The following is a 23,553-nucleotide window of genomic DNA, read 5'->3' on the forward strand; positions in this document are numbered from 1 at the left end:
TGTAGGACTCTGGCATGGACGAGCCGTACCGCGCCCGAGTTCTCGTCGTCGACGACGAACCCGGCATCCGGGAACTGCTGGCCGAAGCGCTGCGACTCGACGGATTCGGGGTGACGACCGCCGCGAGCGGGGGCCGGGCCCTGGCCGCCGTCGACCGGGTCCGGCCCGACCTCGTCGTGCTGGACGTGATGCTGCCCGACGTCGACGGCTACCAGGTGGCGCGCCGGATGCGGGCCCGCGCGGACGCGCCGCTGCTGCTCTTCCTCACCGCCAAGGACGCCGTCGCCGACCGGATCGCCGGGCTGACCGCGGGCGGGGACGACTACGTCGCCAAGCCGTTCAGCCTGGACGAGGTGATCCTGCGGGTCCGCGCCATCCTCCGCCGGACGGCCAAGACCCCGGACGGAGCCCCGGCCGGTGGCGCCGGGGTGCTGCGCTACGCGGACCTCGAACTGGACGAGGAGGCGCATCTCGTCCGCCGGGCCGGACGGCCGATCCATCTGTCCCCGACCGAGTTCGCGCTGCTGCGCTATCTGATGATCAACGCGGGCCGGGTGGTGAGCAAGGCGCAGATCCTGGACCGGGTCTGGGACTACGACTTCGACGGCAGCAGCCGCGTCGTGGAGTCCTACATCAGCTATCTGCGACGCAAGATCGACGCCGCCGGTCCGCCGCTGATCCACACCCTGCGCGGCGTGGGCTACCGGATGCTGGACCTGCGATGACGCCGCTGGACCCGCGATGACGGGGTGGCGCCGGTCCTGGCCGCTGCGGCACCGGCTGCTGGCCGCGATTCTCGTGCTGTCCGCGACGGCGCTGACCGGGTTCGCCGTCGCGGGGGTGTTGCTGCTGGAACGGTCTCTCGTGCGCCGGGTGGACGTCCAGCTCGCCGACATGACCGTCCCGCTCCGGGAGAAGCCGCCGCCGAAGCCGAGACGGCCCCCGGGTCCGCGCGAGGTGAAGCTGCCGACCGAGTTCCACATCGCGTTCCACGACGGGTCGGGGACGCTGCTGCGGGAGGTGCCCGACGCCTCGGAGGGCCCGGCGCTCTCGGCGGCGGCGGTCGTCGGCGCGCCGGACGGCCCGTTCACCGTGGACGACCGCAACGGCCACGGCCAGTGGCGGGTCCTGGTCGTGAGCCTGCCGAACGGCGACCGCGCGGTGGCGGGCATGTCGCTGGAGTCGACCCGGTCGGCCGTCAACCAGATGCTCGTCATCGAGGCGACGGTCGGCGTGCTCGTCCTCGGGGTGCTCGGCGGGCTGGCCTGGGGCGTGGTGCGGCTCGGGCTGCGCCCGCTGACCAGGATGGAACGCACCGCCATGGCCATCGCCGACGGGGAGATCGACCGCCGCGTCGGCGACACCGACCCGCGCACCGAGGCGGGATGTCTCGGCCGCGCCCTCAACACGATGCTGGGACGCCTCGGCCAAGCGCTGCACGAACGGGAGCGCTCGGAGGAGAGGCTGCGCCGTTTCGTCGCCGACGCCTCGCACGAACTGCGCACGCCGCTCACGTCCATCCGCGGATTCGCCCGGCTGTACCACCACGGGCCTGGGGTTAAGGATCCGGCGGCGGAACGCGTCCTCGAACGCATCGAGGGCGAGGCGGAGCGCATGGGACGGCTCGTCGAAGACCTGCTGCTCCTCGCGCGTCTCGACCGCGTTCCCACCCCGGAGATGGACGTCGTGGACATGCACGTCCTCGCCGGTGATGTCGTGCATGCCGCGCACGCCCGCGACTGTGGCCGTGCCGTCCGGCTCGACCTGTCGGACTATCCGGTGACGGTCAAAGGCGACGAACGGCGGCTGCACCAGGTCATCGGGAACGTCGTCGGCAACGCGCTGACCCACACGCCGGACGGCACGCCCGTGCGGGTGAGTCTCGACCGCGTCTGGGCCGGGGTTCCGGCGGGCGTGCACACGGGGTCCGGCCCCGCGCCGGGCGCCGACACGGTGGTGGTCGAGGTGAGTGACGAGGGGTCGGGCATCGCGGCCGAGCATCTGCCGCACGTGTTCGACCGCTTCTACCGGGCGGACGCCGACCGGTCGCGCGGGACGGGTGGCGCGGGGCTCGGGCTCGCCATCGCGGCGGCGCTCGTCCAGGCGCACGGCGGGCGGATGGAGGTGTCCAGCGAGGCCGGGGCGGGGACGAGCTTCCGCATCGTCCTTCCGTTCACCTCGGGTTAGCGGTCCGTTCACACATTACTGCCAGCTTCGTGGTGTCGGATATGCGCGGATTGTCGAGGAGAGACATGCTGCGCAGATTCCGTCAACGCACCGAGCCCGCCCCCGAGACCACTCCCGAGTTCGGGGCGAATCCGCTGGTCACGGCCCCGGCGACCGGCGAGGTCGGGCACCGGCTGCGGGCGCCGAGCCGGCTGCACGCCTTCAACCGGTACGAGATCAAATACCTGGTCGACGCGGCCAAGGTCGACGACCTCCGGGACGAGCTGGACCGGCGTCTCGACCGGGACGACCACAGCGGCGACCACGGCTACGGCGTCTGGAGCGTCTACTACGACACCCGCGCGCTGCGGTTCTACTGGGAGAAGATCGAAGGGCTGCGGTTCCGCCGGAAACTGCGCGTGCGGCACTACGGAGACCGCTTCGCCGTCGACGCCGACACCCCCGTCTTCGTCGAGATCAAGCAGCGGGTCAACCGGGTCACGCAGAAACGCCGCGTCCAGGTGCCGTACCGGGACGCGCTGCGGCTGTGCGACGGCCGGGAGCTGGTGGAGCACGACCCGTCCCAGCGGGCCTTCCTCGAAGAGGTCCTCGGGCTCGTCTCCCGCCTCGACCTGTGCGCCACCACGATGACCGGCTACCAGCGGCAGGCGTTCGTCGGACGGGACGCCGACGTCGGCCTGCGCGTCACCCTGGACCAGCGGATCCGCGGCCGCGACCGGGACTTCCACCTCGCCGCCGAGACCGGCAACCGGTTCGTCGTCCCGCCGCACACCGCGATCCTGGAGGTGAAGGCGAACGACCGGGTCCCCTACTGGCTGACGGACCTGACCGCCGAACGGAACCTCCAGGTCGCGCGGGTCTCCAAGTACTGCCAGAGCGTGGAGGCCCACGGGCTCGCGCCGCGCTCGATCTTCCACGTCCCGGACCACGACCTGACCGCTCCCGACACCCCGCCTCCCACCACCCCGCCTTCCACCACCCCGCCTTCCAGCACCGCGCACCCCGCCCCGCAGCACGGCGTCACCGCCCCGGACGCCGTTTCGACGAAAGCCTGAAACCCCCCATGGACTTCTCCTTCCAGGACCTCTCCGGCACGTTCAGCGTCGCCGACATCGCGCTGTCGATGGCCCTGTCGTTCGCGCTCAGCGCCATGATCGGCCGGGTGTACCGGGCGACGCACCGGAACGTGTCCTACAGCCAGTCCTACGTCCAGACGCTGGTCATCCTCGGCATGCTGATCTCGCTGATCATGCTGGTGGTCGGCTCCAACATCGCCCGCGCGTTCGCGCTGGTCGGCGCGCTGTCGGTCGTCCGGTTCCGCAACGCGATCAAGGAGACCCGGGACGTCGGGTTCATCTTCCTCGTCATGGGCGTCGGAATGGCCGTCGGCACCCGCTTCTACACCCTGGCCGTAGTCGCCGCCGTGGCGATCTGCCTGGTCATCGTGATCATGCATCGGTTCAACTGGTTCGCGCTCAGCGTGCGGCGCCAGGTCGTCAAGGTGCAGGTGCCGCCGGACGACGACTTCACGCCCGTCATCCAGGACGTCCTCATCCAGCACACCGACGAGTTCGAACTGGTCAGCATGGAGTCGATCAGAGGCGGCGCGCTCGTCGAGCTGATGTACACGGTCCGGATCAAGAAGGGCAGCGAGCCGTCCGACGTCATCACCGCGCTCCGCGAGCGGAACCACGGGCAGCCCGTCACCGTGCTGACCGGATACGACCAGACCGACCTGTAGGCCCGTGATGAGCGCCCCCACCCGCCGCCTCCGGCACCGGATTCCGGTGCGGCTGCGACACAACTGGCGGCTCGTCGCCCTCACGCTGGCGTTCCTCGGCCTCTGCTGGGGCGTGTTCGGCAGCGGCTCCGTCCACCCGTACGTCACGAGCACCCGCACCGCCTCGAACGACGTCGTCACCGTTGACCTGCACGGGAAGAAGAACCTGTTCGACACCTCCGTCCCGCATGACGTGAAGCTGTCCTTCAGGGACCAGGCGTACAAGGACATGCTCATCGAATACTGGAAGAGCGGGGAGAAGGAATACGTCGAAGCCGACCTGACGATCGACGGCACGACGATTCCCAGCGTGGGCATCAGGCTCAAGGGCAATTCCACGCTGATGGGCTTCACCTGGAAGGGCAAGGCGCGCCCCCGCTCCGGCCCCGGCGGCCGTCCCCCGGGACAGTTCAAACCGCCCCCGGGCATGCGCCCGCCGGGCAACGGCCAACCTCCGGGCAATGGCCAGCCTCCGGGTAATGGCCAACGTCCGGGAAATGGACGTCCTCGGGGCCCGGGCGGGTTCGGTATCGCGCTGAAGGCGGAGGAGCCGGAGAAACTGCCCTGGCTGATCAGCTTCGACGAGTTCGTGGAAGGGCGCCGATACCAGGGCCGCACGCAGATCGCCGTGCGTCCGGCGGCCATGAGATCGGAGACGCTGCTGAACGAGGCATTGGCGATCTCGGTCGTCGGCGCCGCCGGTGAACCGACGCAGCGGTACACCTACGGCTCGTTCAGCGTCAACGGCCGGAAATCCCCACCGCGCCTCATAGTCGAGTACCTGGACGAGGGATACGCCGAAGCACTTGGCGACGGCGTCCTGTACAAGTCGCTGGCGTCGAGTTCCTTCACCTACAAGGGCAAGGACCAGACGAAGTACACCACCGACTTCAAGCAGATCAACAAGCTCGGAGCGAAGGATCTCCAGCCGGTCATCGACCTGGTCAGGTGGGTCGGCGACGCGTCCGACAAGGTGTTCGCCACCGACCTTCCGAAGCGGCTGGGCGTCGCGTCCTTCGCCCGCTACGCCGCCCTACAGAACCTGATGGTCAACTTCGACGACATGTCGGGGCCCGGCCGCAACTACTACCTGTGGTACGACCGCGATTCCGCGAAATTCACGGTCATCACCTGGGACCTGAACTTCGCCTTCAGCGGCGACCCGAAAGCGAACCCGAACGGCTCCATCTCCATGTTCCCCGGCGGCCGCTTCCCCGGCCAGGGAGCACCCGGCGGCGCCCCCGGCGGCGCCCCCGGCGGCGCCCCGGGCGGCGCTCCCGGCGGCGCCCCGGGCGGCGCTCCCGGCGGCGCCCCGGGCGGCGCTCCCGGCGGCGCCCCGGGCGGCGCTCCCGGTGGCGCCCCGGGCGGTGCTCCCGGTGGCGCGCCGCAAGGGATTCCCGCGCCGCCCGGTGGCGCGCCCGGTAATGGCGGAGGCCCTCCGGCCGGGCTGCGCATCGGCCACCCGTTGAAGGACAAGTTCCTGAAGGCCCCGGCATTCAAGAAGCTCTACTTCGAGCAGTACCGCGCCCTTTATCGGAAACTGCTGGCGAACGGGACGACATCCCGGCTGCTCGACTCGATCGTCGGGGCGTACAAGAGGAACTCCGGCGCCGAGACCGCCCGCGTCGAGGCCGAGGCCAAGAAGCTCCGCGACATGCTCAAGACCCGCACGCGAACACTGGCGGCCAACAAGCAGATCGGCGGGTAGGTCGCTCGACGGTCCTGAACCCAGTAAGCCGTCCGGGTCGGTGAGGACAACGGATTCCGGGGTCCTCAGGGAAGCTGCGTCAGCTGACCCGGGCGGCGCACTGGGTTCAGGGCTGCCGTCCGCACGAGCGGGCTTGGAGTCAGAGTTCGAATTCGGCCGGGTCGAGGCCGAGCGCGAAGCAGGCCTCGCGGACGACGGCCTTCTCACCGTCGTCGAAGTTGCCGTCCGCGCCGCCGATGATGATGCCGATCTGGACGACCGCGCGGGCCTCGGCGGGCTTCTTCTTGGCCTTGCCGATGTCCTGGAGGACGGAGACCTTGCCGAAGTCGAAGTCGGCGGTCAGCTTGGAGACGTAGTCGTTGAAGCGGCGCTGGAGGTCGTCGGCCGGGAAGTTCTGCAACACCTCGTTGCCCGCGATCAGCGACGCGGTCCGCTGCCGCTCGGCCGGGTCGACGCTGCCGTCGGCCGCCGCGACCAGCGCGCACATCGCCATGCTCGCGTCCCGGAACGCCCCGCTCTTCAGATCGTTCTTCTTGCTGAGCAGCTGCGTCTGCATGGACTGGGTTGACTCGCGCAGCTTGTCCCAGAAAGGCATTGGATCCTCCGCTCGTTGGTGGTCCCCTCTGACCGAACCCAATCGCTACAACCGTAGTCGTACGGCCGAGGTCAGCGGTGGTCGGAGGCCCCCGGGCCCATCTGGTGGCGGTTCTGCTCCTCGTCCACGGCCTGGTAGATCTTGTTCTTGAGGCCCTCGGGGTCGGGGACGCGCCTGAGCCGGAGCGTCCCGTGCTCGGACGCGGACTGGACGTCGAGCGTCCCGTACCGCCAGATCCGCTCCCACAGCGTCACCCGGAACGACACGTCGTTGACGCGGATGAGCGGGATGCTGTGCCCCGTCTTGGTCAGGAACCCGCTGCGCTTGTAGATCCGCTTGGTGGTGAGGATGTAGATCGTCCCGCGCCACCGCAGTAGCGGGATGAGCCAGAACCACAGCGACAGGACCACGGCGACGCCGAGCACGACGTAGTCGGCGATGCGTCCCCAGTCCTCGCCGGACGGGATGACCAACAGCAGCACGCCCGCGACGATCCAGACCAGGCAAAGGATCACGAACTCGCCGACCATCTCCGTCCAGTGCTGGCGCGTGGCGTGCACCAGGGACTCGTCGTCGGCGAGATAACGGTCAGCGAAACCCATGCCGCGCATCCTGGCACACCCCGTACGTCACGTGTATGGATGTCGATGTAGTTAGCCGGGGAAACGACCTTGTCCGGACGCGCGGCGCACTGTAAGAATTTCGAAAGGTCAGCGTGCGGTCCGGTCGTCCGCTGAGCCTGCCCTGGGAGGCTGCCTCGATGTCCTTTGACCACGTGAGTGCCGTGAGCGCGGTGATCGATGATCAGGTCGCCGTGCACGCGGCCGAGATCGACCGAACTGGAACGTTCCCGCGAGCCAATCTCGACGGCCTGGCGAAGGCCGGTCTGCTCGGCCTGCTCAGCGCGCCGGAGGTCGGCGGCAGGGGAGCGGGGCTCCGCGCCGCCGCGCACGTCATCGAACGGCTCGGATCGACGTGCGGGTCGACGGCGATGGTGCTGCTCATGCACTACGCCGCGACCGCGATCATCGAGGCCCACGGGAGCGAGGAGACGCGGCGCGCGATCGCCCGCGACGAGCATCTGAGCACGCTGGCGTTCTCCGAGGCGGGGTCGCGCAGCCACTTCTGGGCGCCGCTGGGCACCGCGTCCGCGAACGGCGACGGCCAGGTGCGGCTGGACGCCCGCAAGAGCTGGATCACCTCGTCCGGCGACGCCGACAGTTACGTCTGGTCGAGCCGTCCGCTCCAGGCGGAGGGCCCGATGTCGCTGTGGCTGGTGCCGAGCGACGCGCCGGGCCTGACGGTCGCGGGCCCGTTCGACGGTCTCGGGCTGCGCGGCAACGGGTCCAACCCCGTGACGGGCGAGGCCGTCCCGGTGCCCAAGGGCGCCATGCTCGGCACGGACGGCGCCGGTCTCGACATCGCGCTGCAAACCGCGCTTCCGCACTTTCTGGTTCTGAACGCCGCCTTCTCGCTCGGACTCATGGAGACGCTCGTCGCCAAGGCCGCCGCCCATCTCGTCAACACCCGGCTCGACCATCTCGACCAGTCGCTGGCCGAGCAGCCGACGCAGCGCCTCGCCTTCGCGGACCTGCGCACCCGCACCGACGGGGTCAGGGCGTTTCTCGACGACACGCTGACCGCGCTCGAAACGGGTCGCGAAGACGCCACGCTGCGCGTCCTCCAGGTGAAGTCCGTGGCGGGCGAGGCGGCCCCGGAGGTCGCGGACGGCGTCATGCGGCTGTGCGGCGGCTCGGCGTTCCGCAAGGAGGTCGGGGTGGAGCGGGCGTTCAGGGACGCCCTTGCCGCACGGGTCATGGCGCCGACGACCGAGGCGCTGCGGGACTTCGTCGGACGGGCCTCCCTCGGCCTGCCGCTGATGTGAGGAGAGCCGGATGACGTTCGTGCTGGGTTCCGTCGCCTACGACCCGAAGGTGGTCTCGATCTGGGCCGGGTTCCGTTCCTGGTTCGTCGACCACGGGTTCGACTTCGACTTCGTCCTGTACTCCAACTACGAACGCCAGGTCGAGGACCTGGTCGAAGGGCGCATCGACACCGCCTGGAACTCGCCGCTCGCGTGGGTCCGCGCGCGGCGCCTGGCCGCCGCCCGGAACCGGCAGGCCGTGTCGCTGGTCATGCGCGACACCGACTGCGACCTGACGTCGGTCATCGTCGTCCGCGACGACTCGCCCTACAAGGACGTGGCCGACCTCAAGGGCGAGACCATCGGCGTGGGCGCCGTCGACTCGCCGCAGGGCACGCTCATCCCGCGTTCGTTCCTGCGGGAGGCGGGGCTGCGTCCGGGCGAGAACGTCACCGAACGGCGGTTCGACGTCGGCGTCGGGCTGCACGGCGACCACATCGGCGGCGAACGCGACGCGGCCCGCGCGCTGATGGCGGGCGAGGTCGCCGCCGCCTGCATGATCGACGCCAACCATCTGCTGTTCGGCCGGGAGGGCACGCTTCCGGCGGGCGCCACCCGGATCATCGCGCAGACGCCGCCGTACGACCACTGCAACCTCACCGTCATCGACGGCGCGTCGCGCGGGGAGGTGGACCGGCTCGGCGACCTGCTCCTGTCGATGTCCTACGCCGACCCCGAAGTCAGGCCGCTGTTCGACCTGGAGGGGCTGACCGCCTGGCGGCCGGGCCGGACCAGCGGTTACGCGGCCCTGGAACGCGCCGTCGACGAGACCGGTTTCTACGGACCGGACGGCGCGGTCACCGCCGAGGGCTACCGTCCATGACCGAGGATCACCGTCCATGACCGAAGGCTGTCGTCCATGACCGGGGGCTGGGCCGCGTCCTCCGTCGATCTCGGGGAACTCGGCTTCGAGCGGGGCGCGCACCTGCTGGTCCAGCGCGCCCTGCGCGGCCTGGCCCCCGGCGCGGAACTCGCGGTGAGCGGCCGCGACCCGGCGCTCACCGTCCATCTGGAGGCGTGGTGCCGGTCCGAGGGGCACGGCGTGCGGTGCCCGGACGACCGAGACGACCCGGTACGCGCCTACGTCATCCGCGGCCGGGCCGATCTCGATCGCTGGTCGGACGCGAAACGGGCAGGCGACCCGCGGCCGGGCGGGGTCGAGCGCAGACCCGAACCGCACTGGGGCCTCGCGGCGCGCGGCGCGCTGGTGGAGCCGGGCGGGCCGGAGTTCGGCTTCGACCTCGCCGACCGCGACCTCGTCTGGGCCGACATCGCGCCCGCGCTGTACGCGCACGCCGCGTCGGCGCAATGGGATCCGGGAAAGGCCGTCGACTGGGACGCCGACGTCGACGTGCCCGCCGATATCGAGCGGGCCGTCGTCCAGGTCATGACATTCCTGGTGGAGAACGAGCAGGCCGCGCTGGTCGTCCCGGCGCGGCTGCTGAGCCGGATCCATCCGCATTTCCGGGAGGTGCTCCAGCTGCTCGCCGTCCAGGCCGCCGACGAGGCCCGGCACGTCGAGGTCTTCACCCGGCGCGCGCTGCTGAACGGCGGCGCGATGGGGACGTCGTCGGTGAGCGGCCGCGAGTCGCTGGCGACCCTCGTCACCGAACCGGACTTCTCGCTCGCCTCGTTCCTGCTGTCGGTGCTGGGTGAGGGCACGTTCCTCAACCTGCTGACCTTCCTCGACCGGCACGCGCCCGACCCCGTCACCCGCCAGGTGACGCGGCTGGCGCGGCAGGACGAGGCCCGGCACGTCGCGTTCGGGGTGGCGCACCTCCAGCACCAGTCGGCGGTCGACCCGTCCCTCCGATCCCGCCTGCGCTCCGCGATCGAACGCCGCCACGACGCGCTCGTCGAAACGGCCGGGCTGAACCAGGACGTGTACGACTCACTGGTCACCCTGGCCGCCGGAGAATGGACGCCCGAGGCCATCGGACGCGGCTACGAAGAAGTGCGGAAACTCCAGAAGGAAATGGACGAGGGGCGGCAGCACCGGCTGATCCGTCTCGGTTTCCCGGCGGACGAGGCCGCCGACCTGTCCGCCCTCCACACCCGGAACTTCATGTAGGCCGCGGGTCAGGTCGACGCCGGGTCGGACGGCCGGTCACCGGCCGTGCCCTGCCATCCCCGGGCGAGCACGAACCGGCCCAGCATCGCGGCGAAGGTGAGCGCCCACGCGGGGAACGCGACCCAGACCCACGTCCGGCCGATCCGCTCGACGATCGGCAGGTGGACGGCCCGGCCCAACTCCATGCTGGCGGCCGCGTACATGCCGAGCGGGAACACGATGCTCCACAGCTGCGGCTGGTACTCCAGCCGCGCGCGGCGCAGCACGTGCCGCCAGACCCCGAAGGCGACGAGCATCGGGATCAGCCACGTCCCGAACGCCCAGAGCACGACGGCGAGCCCGACGATCACCGGGTGCGCGGCCTGCACGGCCGGTGCGTTCCCTGGCATGTCGAGGATCCGGGCGGCGGCCAGCACGGTGATCGCGGTCGCGCCCATCGTCACCCAGTAGGGCGGCGTCAGGTCGTCCGGCGTCACCTCCAGGAGCAGCAGGCGGGTCAGCACCAGCGTGGCGACGATCAGGTACAGCACCACGCCGACCGACCACAGCGACACCGCCGCCAGCGCGGCGCTCCGCGTCCCGGACGGGAACGCGCTCCCGAGCGTCGCCGCGGTGATGACCAGCGACTGCGTCCCGACGACCCAGATGAACCAGGTGCCGTTCACCCCCGCCAGTACCGGTCGCGTGCGCGGACCGAGGACCAGCCTGATCGGGATGCCGTAGCTCAGGACCGTCCACACCGGCAGGGCGACCCAGAACAGAACCTGCGTGACCGTGGTCCGGCCGTCGGCGGCGAAGCGGGTGCCGACGACATCGCAGGCGGCGACCAGCGTGAAGAACCCGTACGTCCGGTCGGGCGCCGCGAGGTCCGCGCCGACGTCACGCGGGAAGAGGGCCAGGCGGAGGACGGACAGGACCACGAGGACGGCGAGGCACACCACCGCGACCGCGAGCAGCGCGTCGGAGAGCCCGGGCCGCCCGACGTCCAGCAGGGCCGCGGACACGATGCCCGTGGCCATGACCAGCGCGAAATACCCCGGGAACAGATGCCGCACGGCCTGGAGACGACCATTGTCGCGCAGGCTGGGGGACGGTACGTTCTGCGCCTGTTCGGTCAACGGCGATCTCCTCGGGTCGCGTGCCCTCGGAGCCTGTACCCGCCGAACGATCTCGGGAAGCTCCTCGGGAGGGCGTTACGCTTTCCGCGCCTTGAAGCACACCCATCCCTCGGGGAGCCGCCCGGAGTCGAGGAACGCGAGCAGCCGCCCGGCCGCCGGTGCCTCCAGCACCCGGTCGACCTCGGGTTAGATGATCTTCTCTTCCTTCAGGTCGTGGTGCAGCCGTTGGACGGTCAACCGGCGCAGGGCGGCGGGGTCGGCGTCCGGCGCGTCCTCCAGCGCGTCCATCGTCTCCCAGATCTGGCCGTGCTCGCGCAGCATGACCATGATCGGGGCCACCAGCCCCGTCGCGTGCAGCGGCGGGAAGAGGAACTCCTCTTCGAGGACGCGCCGGTCCCTTTCTTCGGTCACCGATCAGAAGTTCCCGTGATACCGCCAGGTGTGGCGGTGCGGAGTCTGGTGGTCATGCGGTCGACGTCGCGGTGTTCGGCGGGAGGCAACGGTGCGCCGGTGGATTCGCGGAGGGCGGCGGCCTCGGTCAGGAGCGCGGCGGCCGTCTCGTGGTGGCCGGTGAGGGAGCGGGCTCCGGCGAGACCCTCCAGGGCGAGGGCGACGGCACGCGGGTCGCCGAGGGCGCGGGCACCGGTGAGGGCCTCGGTGTGCAGGGCCAGGGCGGTTTCGGCGTCGCCGCGTTCCTCGGCGACGAAGCCGAGTTGGGTGTGCGCGAAGACGACCCCGGCCGTCCCGCCGATGCCGCGCAGCCAGCCGATCCAGGCGCGCAGATGCGTCTCGGCGGCGTCCAGGTCGCCGCTCGCACGGGCGACGAGCCCGAGCCCGATCTCGGCGAACTCCTGCGCGGACCGCGCGGCGTGCCGTCCGGCCAGGTCAAGGGCTCGTTCGTGCAGGTCGCGGGCCTGGTCGAGATCGCCGCTCAGGAGCGCGGCGCGGCCGAGGCCGGACAGCCGGAACGATACCTGCGGCCACATCCGCAGGTCCTCGGCGACGCGCAGGGCCGCGCGATGGTGGCGGGCCGCCGCCGCGAGGTCGCCGGTGATCTCGGCGTGCCGGGCGAGGGCGTCGGACGCCTCCAGCCGTCCCCACGGGTCGCCCAGCTCGTCGAAGATCGACATGGCGGTCTCGGCGTCCCGGGCCGCCGCCGGGAGGTCGCCGTGGCCGAGGGCGAACCTGGCGCGGGTGGCGAGCGCGGCGGCCGTATGCCAGCGGTCGCCGCGTGCCCGGAACTCCGCGAGGGCGTTGTCGACGCGTTTCTCATTCGCGGCCAGGTCGCCGTACGCCCAGTGGACGTGGCTGAGAAACCATTCCGCCTTGGCATGGGCGAAAGCGTCGGCACCGTGGGGGCTCAGTGCGGCTTGGCGGAGCTGTTCCGAATCGGTGCTCTCCCCGGACAGCATGGTGAACGCGGCCAGCCATGCGGCGGCTTCGACGCGGGCGGGTGACGCGGGCGACGCGGGCGTGTCCGCGCGCAGGGCCGAGGCGAACGCGCTGCGGGCCTCGCCGAACCGTCCGCGCAGGTACCAGTACCAGCCCTGCGCGTTCGCCAGCCGGACGGCGTCGCCGTGCGCCCGCGCGGTAGCCAGGTTGGCGGCCTCCCGGTCGAGCAGGTCGAGCCATTCCGCCTGCTCCGGGCCGCGCAGCCGTTTCGCCGCGCGTTCGGCCAGGTCTGTGTAGTAGCGGGCGTGGCGGTGGCGGAACTCGTCTTCTTCGCCCGCCTGCTGGAGTCGTTCCAGGCTGTAGGCGGCGACGGATTCGAGGAGGCGGTAGCGGTCGTCGTCGGCCCGGACGACCAGCGAACGGTCGACGAGCCGCGCGAGCACGGCGGCGCCGGTGTCGCCGACCGTCTCGGCCGCGTCGAGCGTGCAACCGCCCGCGTGGACGGCGAGCCGTCGCAGCGCCACCCGTTCCGGTACGGTCAGCAGCTCCCAGCTCCAGTCGATCATCGCGCGGAGCGTGCGCTGCCGTTCCGGGCCGACGTTGCGGCCGTCCGCCAGGATGCGGAACCGGTCGTCCAGCCGGGTCGCGAGCGCCCGCACCCCGAGGGCGCGGACGCGTGTCGCCGCCAGTTCCAGCGCGAGCGGCAACCCGTCGAGGCGTCGGCAGATCGCGTCCACCCATGGCGCCGAGGTCTCGTCCAGCGCGAACCCCGGCGCCGCCGCCGTGGCCCGCGCGACGAACAGCCGCACCGCGCCGGGCAGGTCCAGCGGCGGGACGATCTGGAGCCGCTCTCCCGGCAGGCCGAGCGGCTCGCGTGACGTGGCGAGAATCCGCAGGCCGGGGGCCTCGGCCAGCAGCCGTCCGGCCAGCTCGGTGACGCGCTGGACGACATGCTCGCAGTTGTCCAGGACGAGCAGTGACCGCCGCGTGCGCAGGGCCCGCGCGAGCCGGTCGACCGGATCGCCGCCCTCGTCCCACAGGCCGAGGACCCGCGCCACCGTGTCGGCGACGTCCGCCGTTGTTTCGGCCAGTTCCACGACCCACACGCCGTCCGGGTGGTCGGCGGTCGAGCGCGCGGCCGTCTCCAAAGCGAGCCGCGTCTTGCCGACGCCGCCGGGGCCGGTCAACGTCACCGGCCGGTCGGACGCGAGGTGCGCGCGGGCTCGCTCGACCGCGTCCGACTCCCTCGACGACGCCGTCCACGCGCTCAAGGGCCGCACCGTCGTCAACCTCAGCTCGGGCAGCCCAGACGAGCTACGCCGCGCGGACGAATGGGCGTCCCGCCATGGCGCGGACCTGCTGACCGGTGGCGTCATGGTGCCGCCGCAGGGCATCGGCAAGCCGGGCGCGTCCGTTTTCTACAGCGGACGGGAGGAGCCCCTCGTCCGACACCGCGAAACCCTCGCCGAGCTGGGCGACCCCCGGTTCGTCGGCACGGACCCCGGTTTGGCGATGCTCTACTACCAGGCGCAGCTGTACGTGTTCTGGTCGACGCTCGCCGCCTACATGCAGTCGGTCGCGCTACTGGGCACGGCGGGTGTGTCGGCCGAGCAGTACCGTCCGTTCGCGTCCGCGATGGTGCGAAGCCTCACGGACGACGGCCCCATGGGCTTCCTGAAGATCCTCACCAAGATGATCGACGCTGGTGTCTCCCCGGGCGCCGACCACAACCTCAGGATGCAGGCGGTCGGCGCCGACCACATCGTGGCCGCCGCTCGCGAGGCCGGGATCGACACGGCCGGGCCGGTCGCGCTGAGGAACCTGTTCTGGCGCGGGGTGGACGCCGGTCACGGTGCCGACGGTCTGTCCAGCGTCATCGAGGTGATCCGTCGTCCCTGACGGGTGCGACGCCACGGAAGGCGGCGTCGAGAACGTGGTCCACCTGTTCGAGAGTGACCGGACGGGTTCGCAGCAGAAGCCGGTAGTACAACGGCGCGTACAGGAATTCGACGACTTCCGCGACGTCGACGTCGGTGCGCAACTGTCCCTGCTCCTGGCCGCGCCGTAGCCGCTCCTCGCAGGCGTGGACGCGCGGTTCGATCATGTTCTTCCGGACGGACTCGGCGACCTCGGGGTCGTCCTGGGCCGCCGCGATGAGGCTGGCGTACGGCGCGAACTCGACGCTGTCGAACGCCTGGGCGATGATCGCCATCTGGGTGCGCAGGTCGGCGCGCAGGTCGCCGGTGTCGGGAAAGTCCGTGGTCGTGATCACGCGCTCGTTGAGCGCCTCCTCGACCACGGCGGCCTTGGACCCCCACCACCGGTAGATCGTCTGCTTGCCGACCCCGGCCCGTTTGGCGATCTCCTCGACCGTCGTCCTGGCGAGGCCGCGCTCCCGGCACAGGTCGAGGGCCGCGTCCAGGATCGCCTGCCTGGACCGCTCGCTCCGTCGCTGCTCATTGGGCGTGTTCATGTCCAGACTCTACCCGAGACGAAACGGAGCGTCTTGACAGGGCGGCGGCGGCTTTCTACGGTCGAGCTGAACCAAGACGAGACGTCTCGTCCAGGTCAGTGAAGGAGGCTCGCCGTGAGCGAGGCAGCAACCCGCAGATACGCCGGACTGTTCGGTGCTATCGCCAGCCTTTTCATCATCGTCCAGGTCCCGCTGTACTTTCTGTACTCCGAGGCGCCGCCGGACTGGGACATCCTCACCCGCGGCCTCATCGGAGTCACCGGCTGCACCGTGTACATCGTGTACTTCATCGGGCTCCGCCAGCTCATCGTCCGGGTCAGCCCGGCCCACGACTGGCTGGCGAGCGTCGTCCAGATGGCGGGGCTGCTCTGGGTCGCCATGGTGTTCGTCCCGCAGTCCATGGAGGTCGGCGCCGCGATCACCGTCGGCCACGACATCGACACCACCACCGAGGGCCCGTACGCGGCCGCCCAGTACCTGATGCAGGGCGGGATCTCCCGCCTGCTCATGGCGCTGTTCCTGGTCGCCTTCGGGATCGCCGTCACCCGGCTCAAGCTGCTGCCGACCTGGGTGGGACGCTCCTCGTTCGTCCTCGCGCTGATCAATCTGGCCTTCGTGCCCGCGGTGTTCTTCGGTGACGACGCGGCCGACTTCTACAGCGCACAGGGCTGGGGGACCACCGCCAGCATGGGCGCGCTGTGGAGCATCTGGACGCTGGCCGTCAGCATCAGCATCATCCGAAGCGCGCGCGGCGAAACCGTCGTGGCACCCGCCGCCGACCGCCCCGAGCGGGTGACGGCTCGAATCGCCTGACATCGACGACGTGTACGACCAGGTGCCCGAGCGCGTCCAGCCCGGGCACCTTCTCGTACACCGATTCCCGACGAAAAGGCGCCACCATGGTGCTGCGGTCCGCCATAGGAGGTATCAGGAGTGAGCACGCAGCTCAGGTTGTACAGCGTCAGCCTCTCGACGCTCGGTCTCTTCGTCAGGGCGACGAACACGTGGCTCGTCCAGGAAGGCCGCGCGCGAGCCGCCGCCATGGACGCCGAGGGATACGTCAAGGCCACCCGCACGGTCACCGAGGCGCTGGACGACATCCTCCACCACCGGCCGAAGGACCCCGGCGCCGCAGACGCCTACGGCCACGCCTGGGAAATCGTGATCGACCAGGTCGAGTCGAAACGGTTCGACTTCGGCCCGATGCGGCGCGGCGCCCAGTTCCTGGACGAGGCGAGCCGGGCACTGCGCGACCTCGGCGTCCCCGACGACCTCACCCCGCTGGGATTCATGTACCAGTCGCCGTTCACCGACACGCCCCACCCGGCCGAACTCCCGGCCATCGGCCACCTGCCCGCCGCCCGGGTCGCCGACCTCCTCGCGGCCTGCCGTCCGGTCGCGGAACACCTGACCGACCCCGACCACGCGGCCCTGACCCGCACCATCCTCACGGCCGCCGACGAGGTCGCGGACTTCAACCGCTTCGCCGACGGGATGGCGGACGAGGACATCCCCTACTGCGACCTGGTCACCTTCTACTCCTGAGCCCCGGTCACATCGTCGCCGAGGCCGGTGCGTGCGCGGACACCCACGAGTCGCTCTCACCCCGGTGACCGTGGACGCCCGCCTTGGCCCGATCCCGCATCTCCTCCATGCGCAGCGCGACGCCCATGGCGAAGAACGTCGGGGCCCATTCGCCGATGAAGATGCCCCAGTGGTCGGCGCGTTCGAGCCCCGCCTCCTCAAGCTGTTTCGACGCGGCCCACGCCGCGACCGCCAGCCCGATCGAGGCGACACCCGCCGTGTACATGAGCGTGGACCGCATGCCCACCTTGTGCAGCATCTTGATCATTTCTCCCCCTCGGTCGGACGCTGCCCTACCCGCCACCACCCCCCACAACCACACACGGTGACTGTCCAGCCACAAGACGGGTACCGCCACGCTCCCTGCCCCCGCGGACTGTTTTGGTCGGGCCGATACGGACGGAGGACCACCCAACGGCACCGGTCGAACCGTTTCGCGCAGACCCTCCCACCCATTCCGCGCCCCCGGCGCCCGGCCCGCACACTCCGAGAACGTTCCACGGACGAGAACCAAGATCAGCACGCGCTGAATCACGGACCTGACGCCCACGGTCGTGCGCACGCCGGAGCGCCGAGGGCCGAGCCCCCGTGGCAATCCCTTTGACCGCCCCGACGCTCAAGATCACTAGCTGAGCCGGGCGCGTGCGTCCCGAACCGGCGCCCACGGCGCCCATCTCCCACTTCCGCAGGACGCCCCATTGGCATTTCTATTTCATTTGACGACCCGTTATAAAACAGATTCGGCTCTCCGGAGAGATGATGTCACCGCCTGCCGTACCGCTGGGTTGGCGTCGATTCTTCAAGAAAGCTCGATCGTGAAGTCGCGTCGTCATTGTCGAGCCGTTTTGCGTCGCTGCCGAGTGGGTGCTACCACGGGGTCGGGGCGCAGGCAAGAACGGTAGCAGTTTCATGTCATGGCCTGCGGGACGACAGGCGCCGGTGAACGTCTCCCGACTGTTCGCATGGCCGTCATACGTGTCTTGACCTGGAAAGACTCGCGATTAAGTGAAAAATTCAACGAAAGTTCAGAAAGGTGATGCTGAACACAGTCGAACGTTTTCGGAGTCCGGATATGGGCGCGCCTGAGTAAGCAACTCGGGCCTGTCGGTCAACCTGATTTGGTGGCCTACTGCGGACATCTGCCGCGCCTTGATATACCGCTCCAAATGATCGATAAATCTATCGACGGCGAACCCGCCGTCACGTCTTCACAAGGGAGAAAAGCATGAATTTACGGAGGTCCCATCGCCTGGCCGCCGTCATGGGGGCGGCGGTGGTCGTCACCGCCATGACCGGTACGGGCATCGCCTCCGCCCGGACCACGGACACCCTCTGTGGTCCGGAGGTCGAGCTCGGATCCGTCGTCTACAAGACCTGTAGCGACGCGCTCTCCTCGCCGACCACCCAGTACGGCACGCAGCAGTTCATCGAGGCGCTGAACCGTGGCTTCGGGCCGACCGACATCACGGTGACGCTCCAGCACTGGGACGCCGCGACCAGCGCCTGGGTGACGGACGCCACCGGCGCCCGGACGCTCGCGCCCGGTGCGAGCACCCGGTACTTCAACGGGCCGAACTTCTGGCCGTGCGGTCAGGACGCGCAGGAACGGACCCGGGCCGAGAACACGGTCGGGGTCGGGGACTGGTCCGAGGTGACCTCACCCGCTCCGTGCTGATCGAACGCCGATCCGGTTCCACCTTCTGAACGCGGCCCGCGGCGTCCGTCCCAAGGGACCAGATCCCTTGGTGTCGTCCGGGACGGACGTCGCGGGCCGCCAGAACCGGATCACCCGGAACCACGCGGGACGAAGACCTCGACCATCCCGTTCGCCTGCCGTACCGCGAGGCGTGGAAGCGCGGACAGCGGGGCCTTGAGGCGGTGGTACAGGACGGTGCCGTCGAGAGCGAACAGCGCACCGTGGCAGGGGCAACGCAGTTTGGTCCGTTCATGCGGGGTCAACCGGCAACCCTGGTGGGTGCACGTGCCGGACACGGCTCGCACCCGTCCGCCCTCACGGGTCAGGAAGCCGTCGACACCACCGGCGGAGAAGCCGTGCACGGTGCCTTCGGGCAGGTCGGCGGCGTTCACGATCGGATGCCAGACACCGAGGTCGGGCGTGAGGCGCCCGTCGCCGGGCGGCGCGGCCGGGTCGCCCCCGAGCGCCCGGTCCGCGAACACCCCGGCGGCCGCCCCCGCCGCCCCGACCGCGCCGCCGAGGAGGAAGCGGCGGCGGACCGGGGCGGGCGCGGTGTCGGCCTGGTCGCGGGCGAGGCGGCGGTGCAGGTCGGCGATGAACTCCTCGCGCGGCACGCCGGAGCCGGGACGCGCCGCGCGCAGCTCGATGGCCACCCGCAGGGCGTCCGCGTCGGCGTCGTCCGCCGGGAACGGGCGCGGGCGGCCGCCGCGCAGCAGCTTCTCGACGAAGCGGGGCAGTCCTCTCATGGTCACCTGCTCATTTTCGGGGGCCGTCGCGGTCCAGTTCGGCCGCGAGTCGCAGTGCGCGGTGCTGGAGCACCTTGACGTTGCCCACGCTGAGCCCGAGCTCCGCCGCCGTCTGCTTGATCGTGTACGAGTGCAGGAACCGCAGTTCCAGGACGCGCCGGTAGCGGTCGGGCAGCGCGGCGAGGAGCCGTTCCGCCCGCTGCTCGGAGCCGTCGGCCGGGGAGCCGTCGGCCGGGGAGCCGCCGGCCCCGGACGGCGGCTCCTCGTCGACGGCGGTCAGCCGTTCCAGGTCGATGCTGGTGATCTCCCGTCCGAAGGTGCGCCGCCAGTGCGCGGCCAGCACGGTGCGGGCGGTGGCGAGGAGGTAGGCGCGGACCTCGCCGACGGTCGCCGACACCCGTAACGGGCGCAGCGCCGTCAGGAACACCTCGGCCGTCAGGTCCTCGGCGTCGGGACGGTTGCCGACCTTGGCGAACATCAGCCGGTAGATCCGGTCCACGTTGTGCAGGTAGATCGCGTCCCAGTTCGCGTACGTCTCGCCGTGGACGAGACGCAGCGGCGCCCGCGCTCCGGACGCTTCCCCCGCCGGTTCGGCGGGTCCGCGCCGAGCCGATTTCCAGTGGCGCATGACGGTCCCTTCCGCCGTTTCGCCCGGCGGCCGTCAGCCGGTCACGCCGTGGGTGAGGACGAACCGGGCGACCCGCAGGCCGAGCAGCTCACCGGCCACATGGTCGGCGCGGGTGTGCACGCCCGCGTAGATGCGGCTGAGCCCGGCCTCGTCCGCCGCGTCCTGGTAGGACGTGAACGAACGGGTGACGCCCGGCAGTGCCTCGGAGGTGACGGTGAACCGGTCGGACGGGCCGAAGAACGTCGACAGCACGGCGGCCCCGGCCTCGGCGACCACGCTGTGCGCGCCCGGGTAGGACGGGTCGGGCGGCGTCGCGGCCAGCGGGTTCCAGTTCGGGTCGGCGTGGGTGGCGGGGTTGCCGTCGGTGTCGGCGGCGCGGATCGCGGTGATGGGACGCCACACCAGATAGTGGTACTTGCCGTCGTAGAACGCGATGACCGAGTCGGCGAACGTCCGGTCGAGCGCGGCGAACAGGCGGGCGGTGGCGACGAGGCCGATGCCGTGGCGGCGCGCGGCGTTCTGCGCGATCTCGTTCCAGTAGTTCTGGATCGGCGCGGCCCAGAAGCGTGCCTGGACGGTCTGGTCGGCCGTCCGGGTGGTGCTCGTGTCCTGCCCGAGGGACTTCACCTCGTTCAGCCCCTTGGCGTACGCCCGGCTGGCCAGTGCCGGGGCGGGCGCGGAACGGAACCGGTCGCCGCGTCCCAGCGCGAACGGCCGGACGGCGGCCCAGTGCGTGAACACGGGGGCGGGGAACGTCGGTGGCGTGGGCCGGTAGTCGCCGGGACGGTCGCCCGGCACGAACGGCGGCGGCGTCGCGTCCGACCCGTCGTGCGCGCGGTCCGCGAGCACGGCCGCGGCGGCGCGCCGACCCGCCCGGATTCCGGCGGCCTTGGCGTGGCCGTCCGGCACCTTCGCGAGCTCGTCGGCGAGCCTGCGGTCCAGGTCGGCGCGGCGCGCGGGGTACAGGGCGGCCAGGCTGTCGTGCCCGGCCTGCGCCGCCGCGGCCTCCTTCGACCGGCCGCGTCCCCCTCCGGGAGAAGCCGCCGCGACGACGATGGCCGTGTGCAGGATCGCGAAGCTCCGCGTCGGGTGGACGGTGGCGGGCTGCGCGCCGGGCGTCCGGACGATCTCCAGCAGCGCCCGGTTCCAGCCGATCACCACCTCCCGTCCCCGCGCGGTCGGCCCGTCGGCGCCCGGCGTCCCCGCGCCCGGCGTCCCCGCGCCCGGCGTCCCGGCGGCCTGCGCCCCGGACGCGGCGGTCAGCGCGAACGCGGTTCCCATCGCGAGGCCGGCGACGGCCAGCGTTCTCCTCATTTCCCGTCCCTTCGTCGACAACGGTCGACTAGGAGTAGGGGGACGGGTTACACGCTCCCGCAGCCCTCTGGGTGGAGGCTAGAGGTCGTTGCCGACGAGGGTGGGGGAATCCGCGTCGGGGATCAGCAGCCGGGGCTGGCCGCCGTCGACCGGGGCGGCCCAGATGTCGGCCGTGGTGCGTCCACCGGACGCCTTCGGCACCGCGTACATCACGTGCTCGTTGTCGAGCCAGGCCACCTGGTCGTCCACACTGCGGTTCTCGCCGAGCTGCCATTCCCGTCCGGTGCGCAGGTCGAAGGCGAAGAAGCGCCAGGCGTCCGCCGACGTCTCGTTCACGCGCTTCTTGTAGACGATCCGGGTCTGGTCGGGGGAGAGCGACGGGCATTCCGCGTTGTCCCGCAGCGCGGTCAGCGTGCGGCGGGAAAGGTCGCCACGGGTGAGGTAGGTGTGGCCGGACACGGCGACGGTGGCGAAGAAGGTGTTCGAGTCGTTGGCGAAGGTGACGCCCCAGACATTGCGGTCCCGGCTGTTGTCCTTCGCGCCGTTGAGCATGAACGTGAAGTGCTCCAGGTTCGCCAGCGGACGCCCGTTCTTCCCGTCGTAGACCATGGTCTCGGTGGAGAACCCGAGTGAGATGTAGCCGTGCCCGGTGACGAACACCGTGGTCGCGAGGTGCCGTCCGTCGGGGGCGACGCGCGCTCGGCTGGGCACTCCGGACAGCGGTTCGTCGTCCGACTCCCGCAACCGGTTGTCGAGCCGCGCCACCTCGTACGGTCGGCCGGGCACGCCTCCTTCGCGCAGGCACAGCGCCCGTCCCGCCCCGGCCGCCACGCGCAGGCACCGGGGCCCGGCGATCACGCGATTCTGGACGGCGTTCGGCGGCGCGTACGCGATCCTGCCCTGGTCGGGGCCGCTCCTGAGCGTTCTGAACACGATGTGCTCTGTTCTGAACAGGCCGGGGCCCGCCTCGCCCGCGAGGGACGCCCTGTCCCGTCCGACCACCGCCGTCAGGACCGTGCCGACCGCCACGCACACGAGCAGGACGGCCAGCAGGAGGGTCACCCGGGAGCGGTTCATCGAAGTCCTCCGATCAGGGAGACGGCGGCCAGGGCGGCGGCGAGCGCGGCGGCGAACACCCACAGCGCCGTCGACGGGCCCGCCAGCGTCCAGAGCGCGCCGAAGGAGAGCGAGGCCAGGCTGCGGCCCAGGGCCACGCAGGTCTGCACGGCGGAGATGACGGTCGCCCGGTAGCTCGCCGGGACGATCGCGGCCGTCGCGGCGGGCAGCACACCATCGGTCGCCGCGTAGTAGAGCCCGAGCAGGGCGAGCGTCGCCCCGGCGGCCATCGGGCCCGCCGCCGACCCGGCCACGACGTAGGCGACCAGGATCATCACATGCCCGGCGATGAAGACGCGCGGCCTGCCGAACCGGTCGGCGAGACGTCCGAACGGCACCGCCGCGACCAGGTAGACGACGCCCGTCCCCAGGAACATCAGCGGGAAGAAGTGGGTGGAGATCGCGTCGCCCTCCAGCAGCACCAGGTAGAGGAACGCGTCGCTGATCGTCAGCGCGGACAGCACCGCCGCCGTCAGCAGGACGCGCCGCACCCGCGCTTGTCCGGCGACGAGCCGCGCCACGCCCAGCGGCGTGACCCGGGGCGTGCCGGACGCGGCGGCGGCGCGGCTCTCGTCGACCCTGCCGATCAGGAGCAGCACGCCGAGGCCCGCGACGCACATGGCGACCACGAACACCGCGTCGAAGTTCCCCGGCGCCGCGACCATCAGGTAGAACGCCGCGACCGGGCCGAGCAGCGCGCCCAGGGTGTCCAGCGCGCGGTGGACGCCGAACGACCGTCCGAGCGTCCCTTCTGGGGCCGCGTCGGCGATCAGCGCGTCCCGTGGACCGGTGCGCAGACCCTTGCCGATCCGGTCGAGACCCGTCGCGGCCGACAACGCGGCGACGCCCGCCGCGGGCAGCAGCAACAGTTTGGCGAGCGCGCCCAGCCCGTATCCGGCGACCGCCACCGCCTTGGGCCGCGCGAACCGGTCGGCCACGTAGCCGCCCCCGACTCTGGAGGCCACGGTGCCCGCCTGGTACACGCTGTCGAGCACGCCGAACGCCATCGGGGACAGGCCGAGCCCGACGGTGATGAACAGCGGCAACACCGCCGCGACCATTTCGGTGGAGATGTCGGTGAGCAGGCTGACGAACCCGAGCACCAGGACGGTGCCGGGCACCGGCCGGAAGACCGAACGCCAGGACCTGGACGAGTCACGCGAGCCAGACGAAGCCACCCCACGAACGGTGATGTACACGGGTCGGCCTTTCTACGAGACC

24 protein-coding genes are annotated in these 23,553 nt (G+C 71.0%); 12 read left to right on the top strand and 12 right to left on the bottom strand.

Translation table 11 applies throughout. From position 1 onward, the window contains the following. Nucleotides 1-14: 14 nt before the first annotated feature. From ABD808_RS30940 to ABD808_RS30960, 5 genes are all read left to right on the top strand, one after another. Nucleotides 15-725 carry a response regulator transcription factor gene (locus ABD808_RS30940; RefSeq protein ID WP_344904249.1) on the top strand — a complete coding sequence of 237 codons (711 nt, stop codon included), beginning with the start codon at nt 15-17 and terminating at the stop codon, nt 723-725. Nucleotides 726-741: 16 nt separating this feature from the next. After that, nucleotides 742-2,187, top strand: coding sequence for a HAMP domain-containing sensor histidine kinase (locus ABD808_RS30945; protein WP_344904252.1), 1,446 nt, complete (start codon nt 742-744; stop codon nt 2,185-2,187). Nucleotides 2,188-2,252: 65 nt separating this feature from the next. Beyond that, nucleotides 2,253-3,242: a polyphosphate polymerase domain-containing protein gene (locus ABD808_RS30950; protein ID WP_344904255.1), complete on the top strand. Its 990-nt coding sequence runs from the start codon at nt 2,253-2,255 to the stop codon at nt 3,240-3,242. Between the two features lie 8 nt (nt 3,243-3,250). After that, nucleotides 3,251-3,928, top strand: a complete 678-nt coding sequence (locus ABD808_RS30955) for a DUF4956 domain-containing protein (protein WP_344904258.1) — start codon at nt 3,251-3,253, stop codon at nt 3,926-3,928. A 7-nt stretch (nt 3,929-3,935) separates the two neighbouring features. Further along, nucleotides 3,936-5,675 carry a CotH kinase family protein gene (locus tag ABD808_RS30960; RefSeq protein WP_344904260.1) on the top strand — a complete coding sequence of 580 codons (1,740 nt, stop codon included), beginning with the start codon at nt 3,936-3,938 and terminating at the stop codon, nt 5,673-5,675. Between the two features lie 139 nt (nt 5,676-5,814). On the opposite strand, the gene ABD808_RS30965 is transcribed toward ABD808_RS30960, so the two are convergent. Together ABD808_RS30965 and ABD808_RS30970 are read right to left on the bottom strand one after the other, a co-directional pair. Beyond that, nucleotides 5,815-6,270 (bottom strand): tellurite resistance TerB family protein, encoded by a 456-nt coding sequence (locus ABD808_RS30965; RefSeq protein WP_344904262.1) that lies wholly within the window; start codon nt 6,268-6,270, stop codon nt 5,815-5,817. Between the two features lie 71 nt (nt 6,271-6,341). Continuing rightward, on the bottom strand, nt 6,342-6,872 hold the full coding sequence (locus tag ABD808_RS30970) for a PH domain-containing protein (protein ID WP_344904264.1): 531 nt from the start codon (nt 6,870-6,872) through the stop codon (nt 6,342-6,344). A gap of 158 nt (nt 6,873-7,030) precedes the next feature. Here ABD808_RS30970 and ABD808_RS30975 point away from each other — a divergent pair, with 158 nt between their 5' ends. The 3 genes from ABD808_RS30975 to ABD808_RS30985 are packed head-to-tail and all read left to right on the top strand — an operon-like array spanning nt 7,031 to nt 10,265. After that, nucleotides 7,031-8,155 (top strand): acyl-CoA dehydrogenase family protein, encoded by a 1,125-nt coding sequence (locus tag ABD808_RS30975; RefSeq protein ID WP_344904266.1) that lies wholly within the window; start codon nt 7,031-7,033, stop codon nt 8,153-8,155. A 10-nt stretch (nt 8,156-8,165) separates the two neighbouring features. Beyond that, nucleotides 8,166-9,017, top strand: a complete 852-nt coding sequence (locus tag ABD808_RS30980) for a phosphate/phosphite/phosphonate ABC transporter substrate-binding protein (RefSeq protein ID WP_344904268.1) — start codon at nt 8,166-8,168, stop codon at nt 9,015-9,017. 36 nt (nt 9,018-9,053) lie between these two features. Further along, nucleotides 9,054-10,265, top strand: coding sequence for a hypothetical protein (locus ABD808_RS30985; RefSeq protein WP_344904270.1), 1,212 nt, complete (start codon nt 9,054-9,056; stop codon nt 10,263-10,265). An 8-nt stretch (nt 10,266-10,273) separates the two neighbouring features. Here the strand turns inward: ABD808_RS30985 and ABD808_RS30990 are convergent, their stop codons facing one another. From ABD808_RS30990 to ABD808_RS31000, 3 genes are all read right to left on the bottom strand, one after another. After that, a complete protein-coding gene (locus tag ABD808_RS30990; protein WP_344904272.1) occupies nt 10,274-11,383 on the bottom strand; it encodes a tellurite resistance/C4-dicarboxylate transporter family protein in 1,110 nt (369 codons plus the stop codon). A gap of 186 nt (nt 11,384-11,569) precedes the next feature. Beyond that, on the bottom strand, nt 11,570-11,794 hold the full coding sequence (locus ABD808_RS30995) for a hemerythrin domain-containing protein (protein ID WP_344904274.1): 225 nt from the start codon (nt 11,792-11,794) through the stop codon (nt 11,570-11,572). Then, complete coding sequence (locus ABD808_RS31000) at nt 11,791-13,968, bottom strand: ATP-binding protein (protein ID WP_344904276.1); 2,178 nt, start codon at nt 13,966-13,968, stop codon at nt 11,791-11,793. The genes ABD808_RS30995 and ABD808_RS31000 overlap by 4 nt, the downstream gene beginning before the upstream one ends. Between ABD808_RS31000 and ABD808_RS31005 the strand changes: the two genes are divergently transcribed. Further along, on the top strand, nt 13,937-14,674 hold the full coding sequence (locus tag ABD808_RS31005; RefSeq protein ID WP_344904278.1) for an imine reductase family protein: 738 nt from the start codon (nt 13,937-13,939) through the stop codon (nt 14,672-14,674). The genes ABD808_RS31000 and ABD808_RS31005 overlap by 32 nt on opposite strands. Here the strand turns inward: ABD808_RS31005 and ABD808_RS31010 are convergent. After that, nucleotides 14,649-15,248, bottom strand: coding sequence for a TetR/AcrR family transcriptional regulator (locus tag ABD808_RS31010; protein ID WP_344904280.1), 600 nt, complete (start codon nt 15,246-15,248; stop codon nt 14,649-14,651). The two genes, ABD808_RS31005 and ABD808_RS31010, sit on opposite strands and share 26 nt — an antisense overlap. 114 nt (nt 15,249-15,362) lie before the next feature. On the opposite strand from ABD808_RS31010, the gene ABD808_RS31015 reads away from it, so the two are divergent. Together ABD808_RS31015 and ABD808_RS31020 are read left to right on the top strand one after the other, a co-directional pair. Further along, on the top strand, nt 15,363-16,061 hold the full coding sequence (locus ABD808_RS31015; RefSeq protein ID WP_344904282.1) for a hypothetical protein: 699 nt from the start codon (nt 15,363-15,365) through the stop codon (nt 16,059-16,061). Between the two features lie 120 nt (nt 16,062-16,181). Further along, the gene (locus ABD808_RS31020) at nt 16,182-16,793 is read left to right on the top strand and encodes a DUF7691 family protein (RefSeq protein ID WP_344904284.1); all 612 of its coding nucleotides are present in this window, start codon (nt 16,182-16,184) and stop codon (nt 16,791-16,793) included. Nucleotides 16,794-16,800: 7 nt separating this feature from the next. On the opposite strand, the gene ABD808_RS31025 is transcribed toward ABD808_RS31020, so the two are convergent. Beyond that, nucleotides 16,801-17,100 (bottom strand): hypothetical protein, encoded by a 300-nt coding sequence (locus ABD808_RS31025; protein ID WP_344904286.1) that lies wholly within the window; start codon nt 17,098-17,100, stop codon nt 16,801-16,803. Nucleotides 17,101-18,057: 957 nt separating this feature from the next. Between ABD808_RS31025 and ABD808_RS31030 the strand changes: the two genes are divergently transcribed. Beyond that, a complete protein-coding gene (locus tag ABD808_RS31030) occupies nt 18,058-18,507 on the top strand; it encodes a hypothetical protein (protein WP_344904288.1) in 450 nt (149 codons plus the stop codon). Between the two features lie 110 nt (nt 18,508-18,617). On the opposite strand, the gene ABD808_RS31035 is transcribed toward ABD808_RS31030, so the two are convergent. The 5 genes from ABD808_RS31035 to ABD808_RS31055 all read right to left on the bottom strand — a co-directional run bounded on the left by ABD808_RS31035 (nt 18,618) and on the right by ABD808_RS31055 (nt 23,510). Further along, on the bottom strand, nt 18,618-19,274 hold the full coding sequence (locus ABD808_RS31035; RefSeq protein WP_344904571.1) for a Rieske (2Fe-2S) protein: 657 nt from the start codon (nt 19,272-19,274) through the stop codon (nt 18,618-18,620). A gap of 10 nt (nt 19,275-19,284) precedes the next feature. After that, nucleotides 19,285-19,902: an RNA polymerase sigma factor gene (locus ABD808_RS31040; RefSeq protein ID WP_344904290.1), complete on the bottom strand. Its 618-nt coding sequence runs from the start codon at nt 19,900-19,902 to the stop codon at nt 19,285-19,287. A 33-nt stretch (nt 19,903-19,935) separates the two neighbouring features. Continuing rightward, complete coding sequence (locus ABD808_RS31045; protein ID WP_344904293.1) at nt 19,936-21,216, bottom strand: vanadium-dependent haloperoxidase; 1,281 nt, start codon at nt 21,214-21,216, stop codon at nt 19,936-19,938. 78 nt (nt 21,217-21,294) lie between these two features. After that, a complete protein-coding gene (locus ABD808_RS31050; protein ID WP_344904296.1) occupies nt 21,295-22,293 on the bottom strand; it encodes a TolB-like translocation protein in 999 nt (332 codons plus the stop codon). Beyond that, nucleotides 22,290-23,510: an MFS transporter gene (locus tag ABD808_RS31055; protein WP_344904299.1), complete on the bottom strand. Its 1,221-nt coding sequence runs from the start codon at nt 23,508-23,510 to the stop codon at nt 22,290-22,292. The genes ABD808_RS31050 and ABD808_RS31055 overlap by 4 nt, the downstream gene beginning before the upstream one ends. Between the last annotated feature and the right edge of the window lie 43 nt (nt 23,511-23,553).

It is taken from the genome of Actinomadura meridiana (assembly GCF_039537545.1).
GTDB lineage: Bacteria > Actinomycetota > Actinomycetes > Streptosporangiales > Streptosporangiaceae > Spirillospora > Spirillospora meridiana.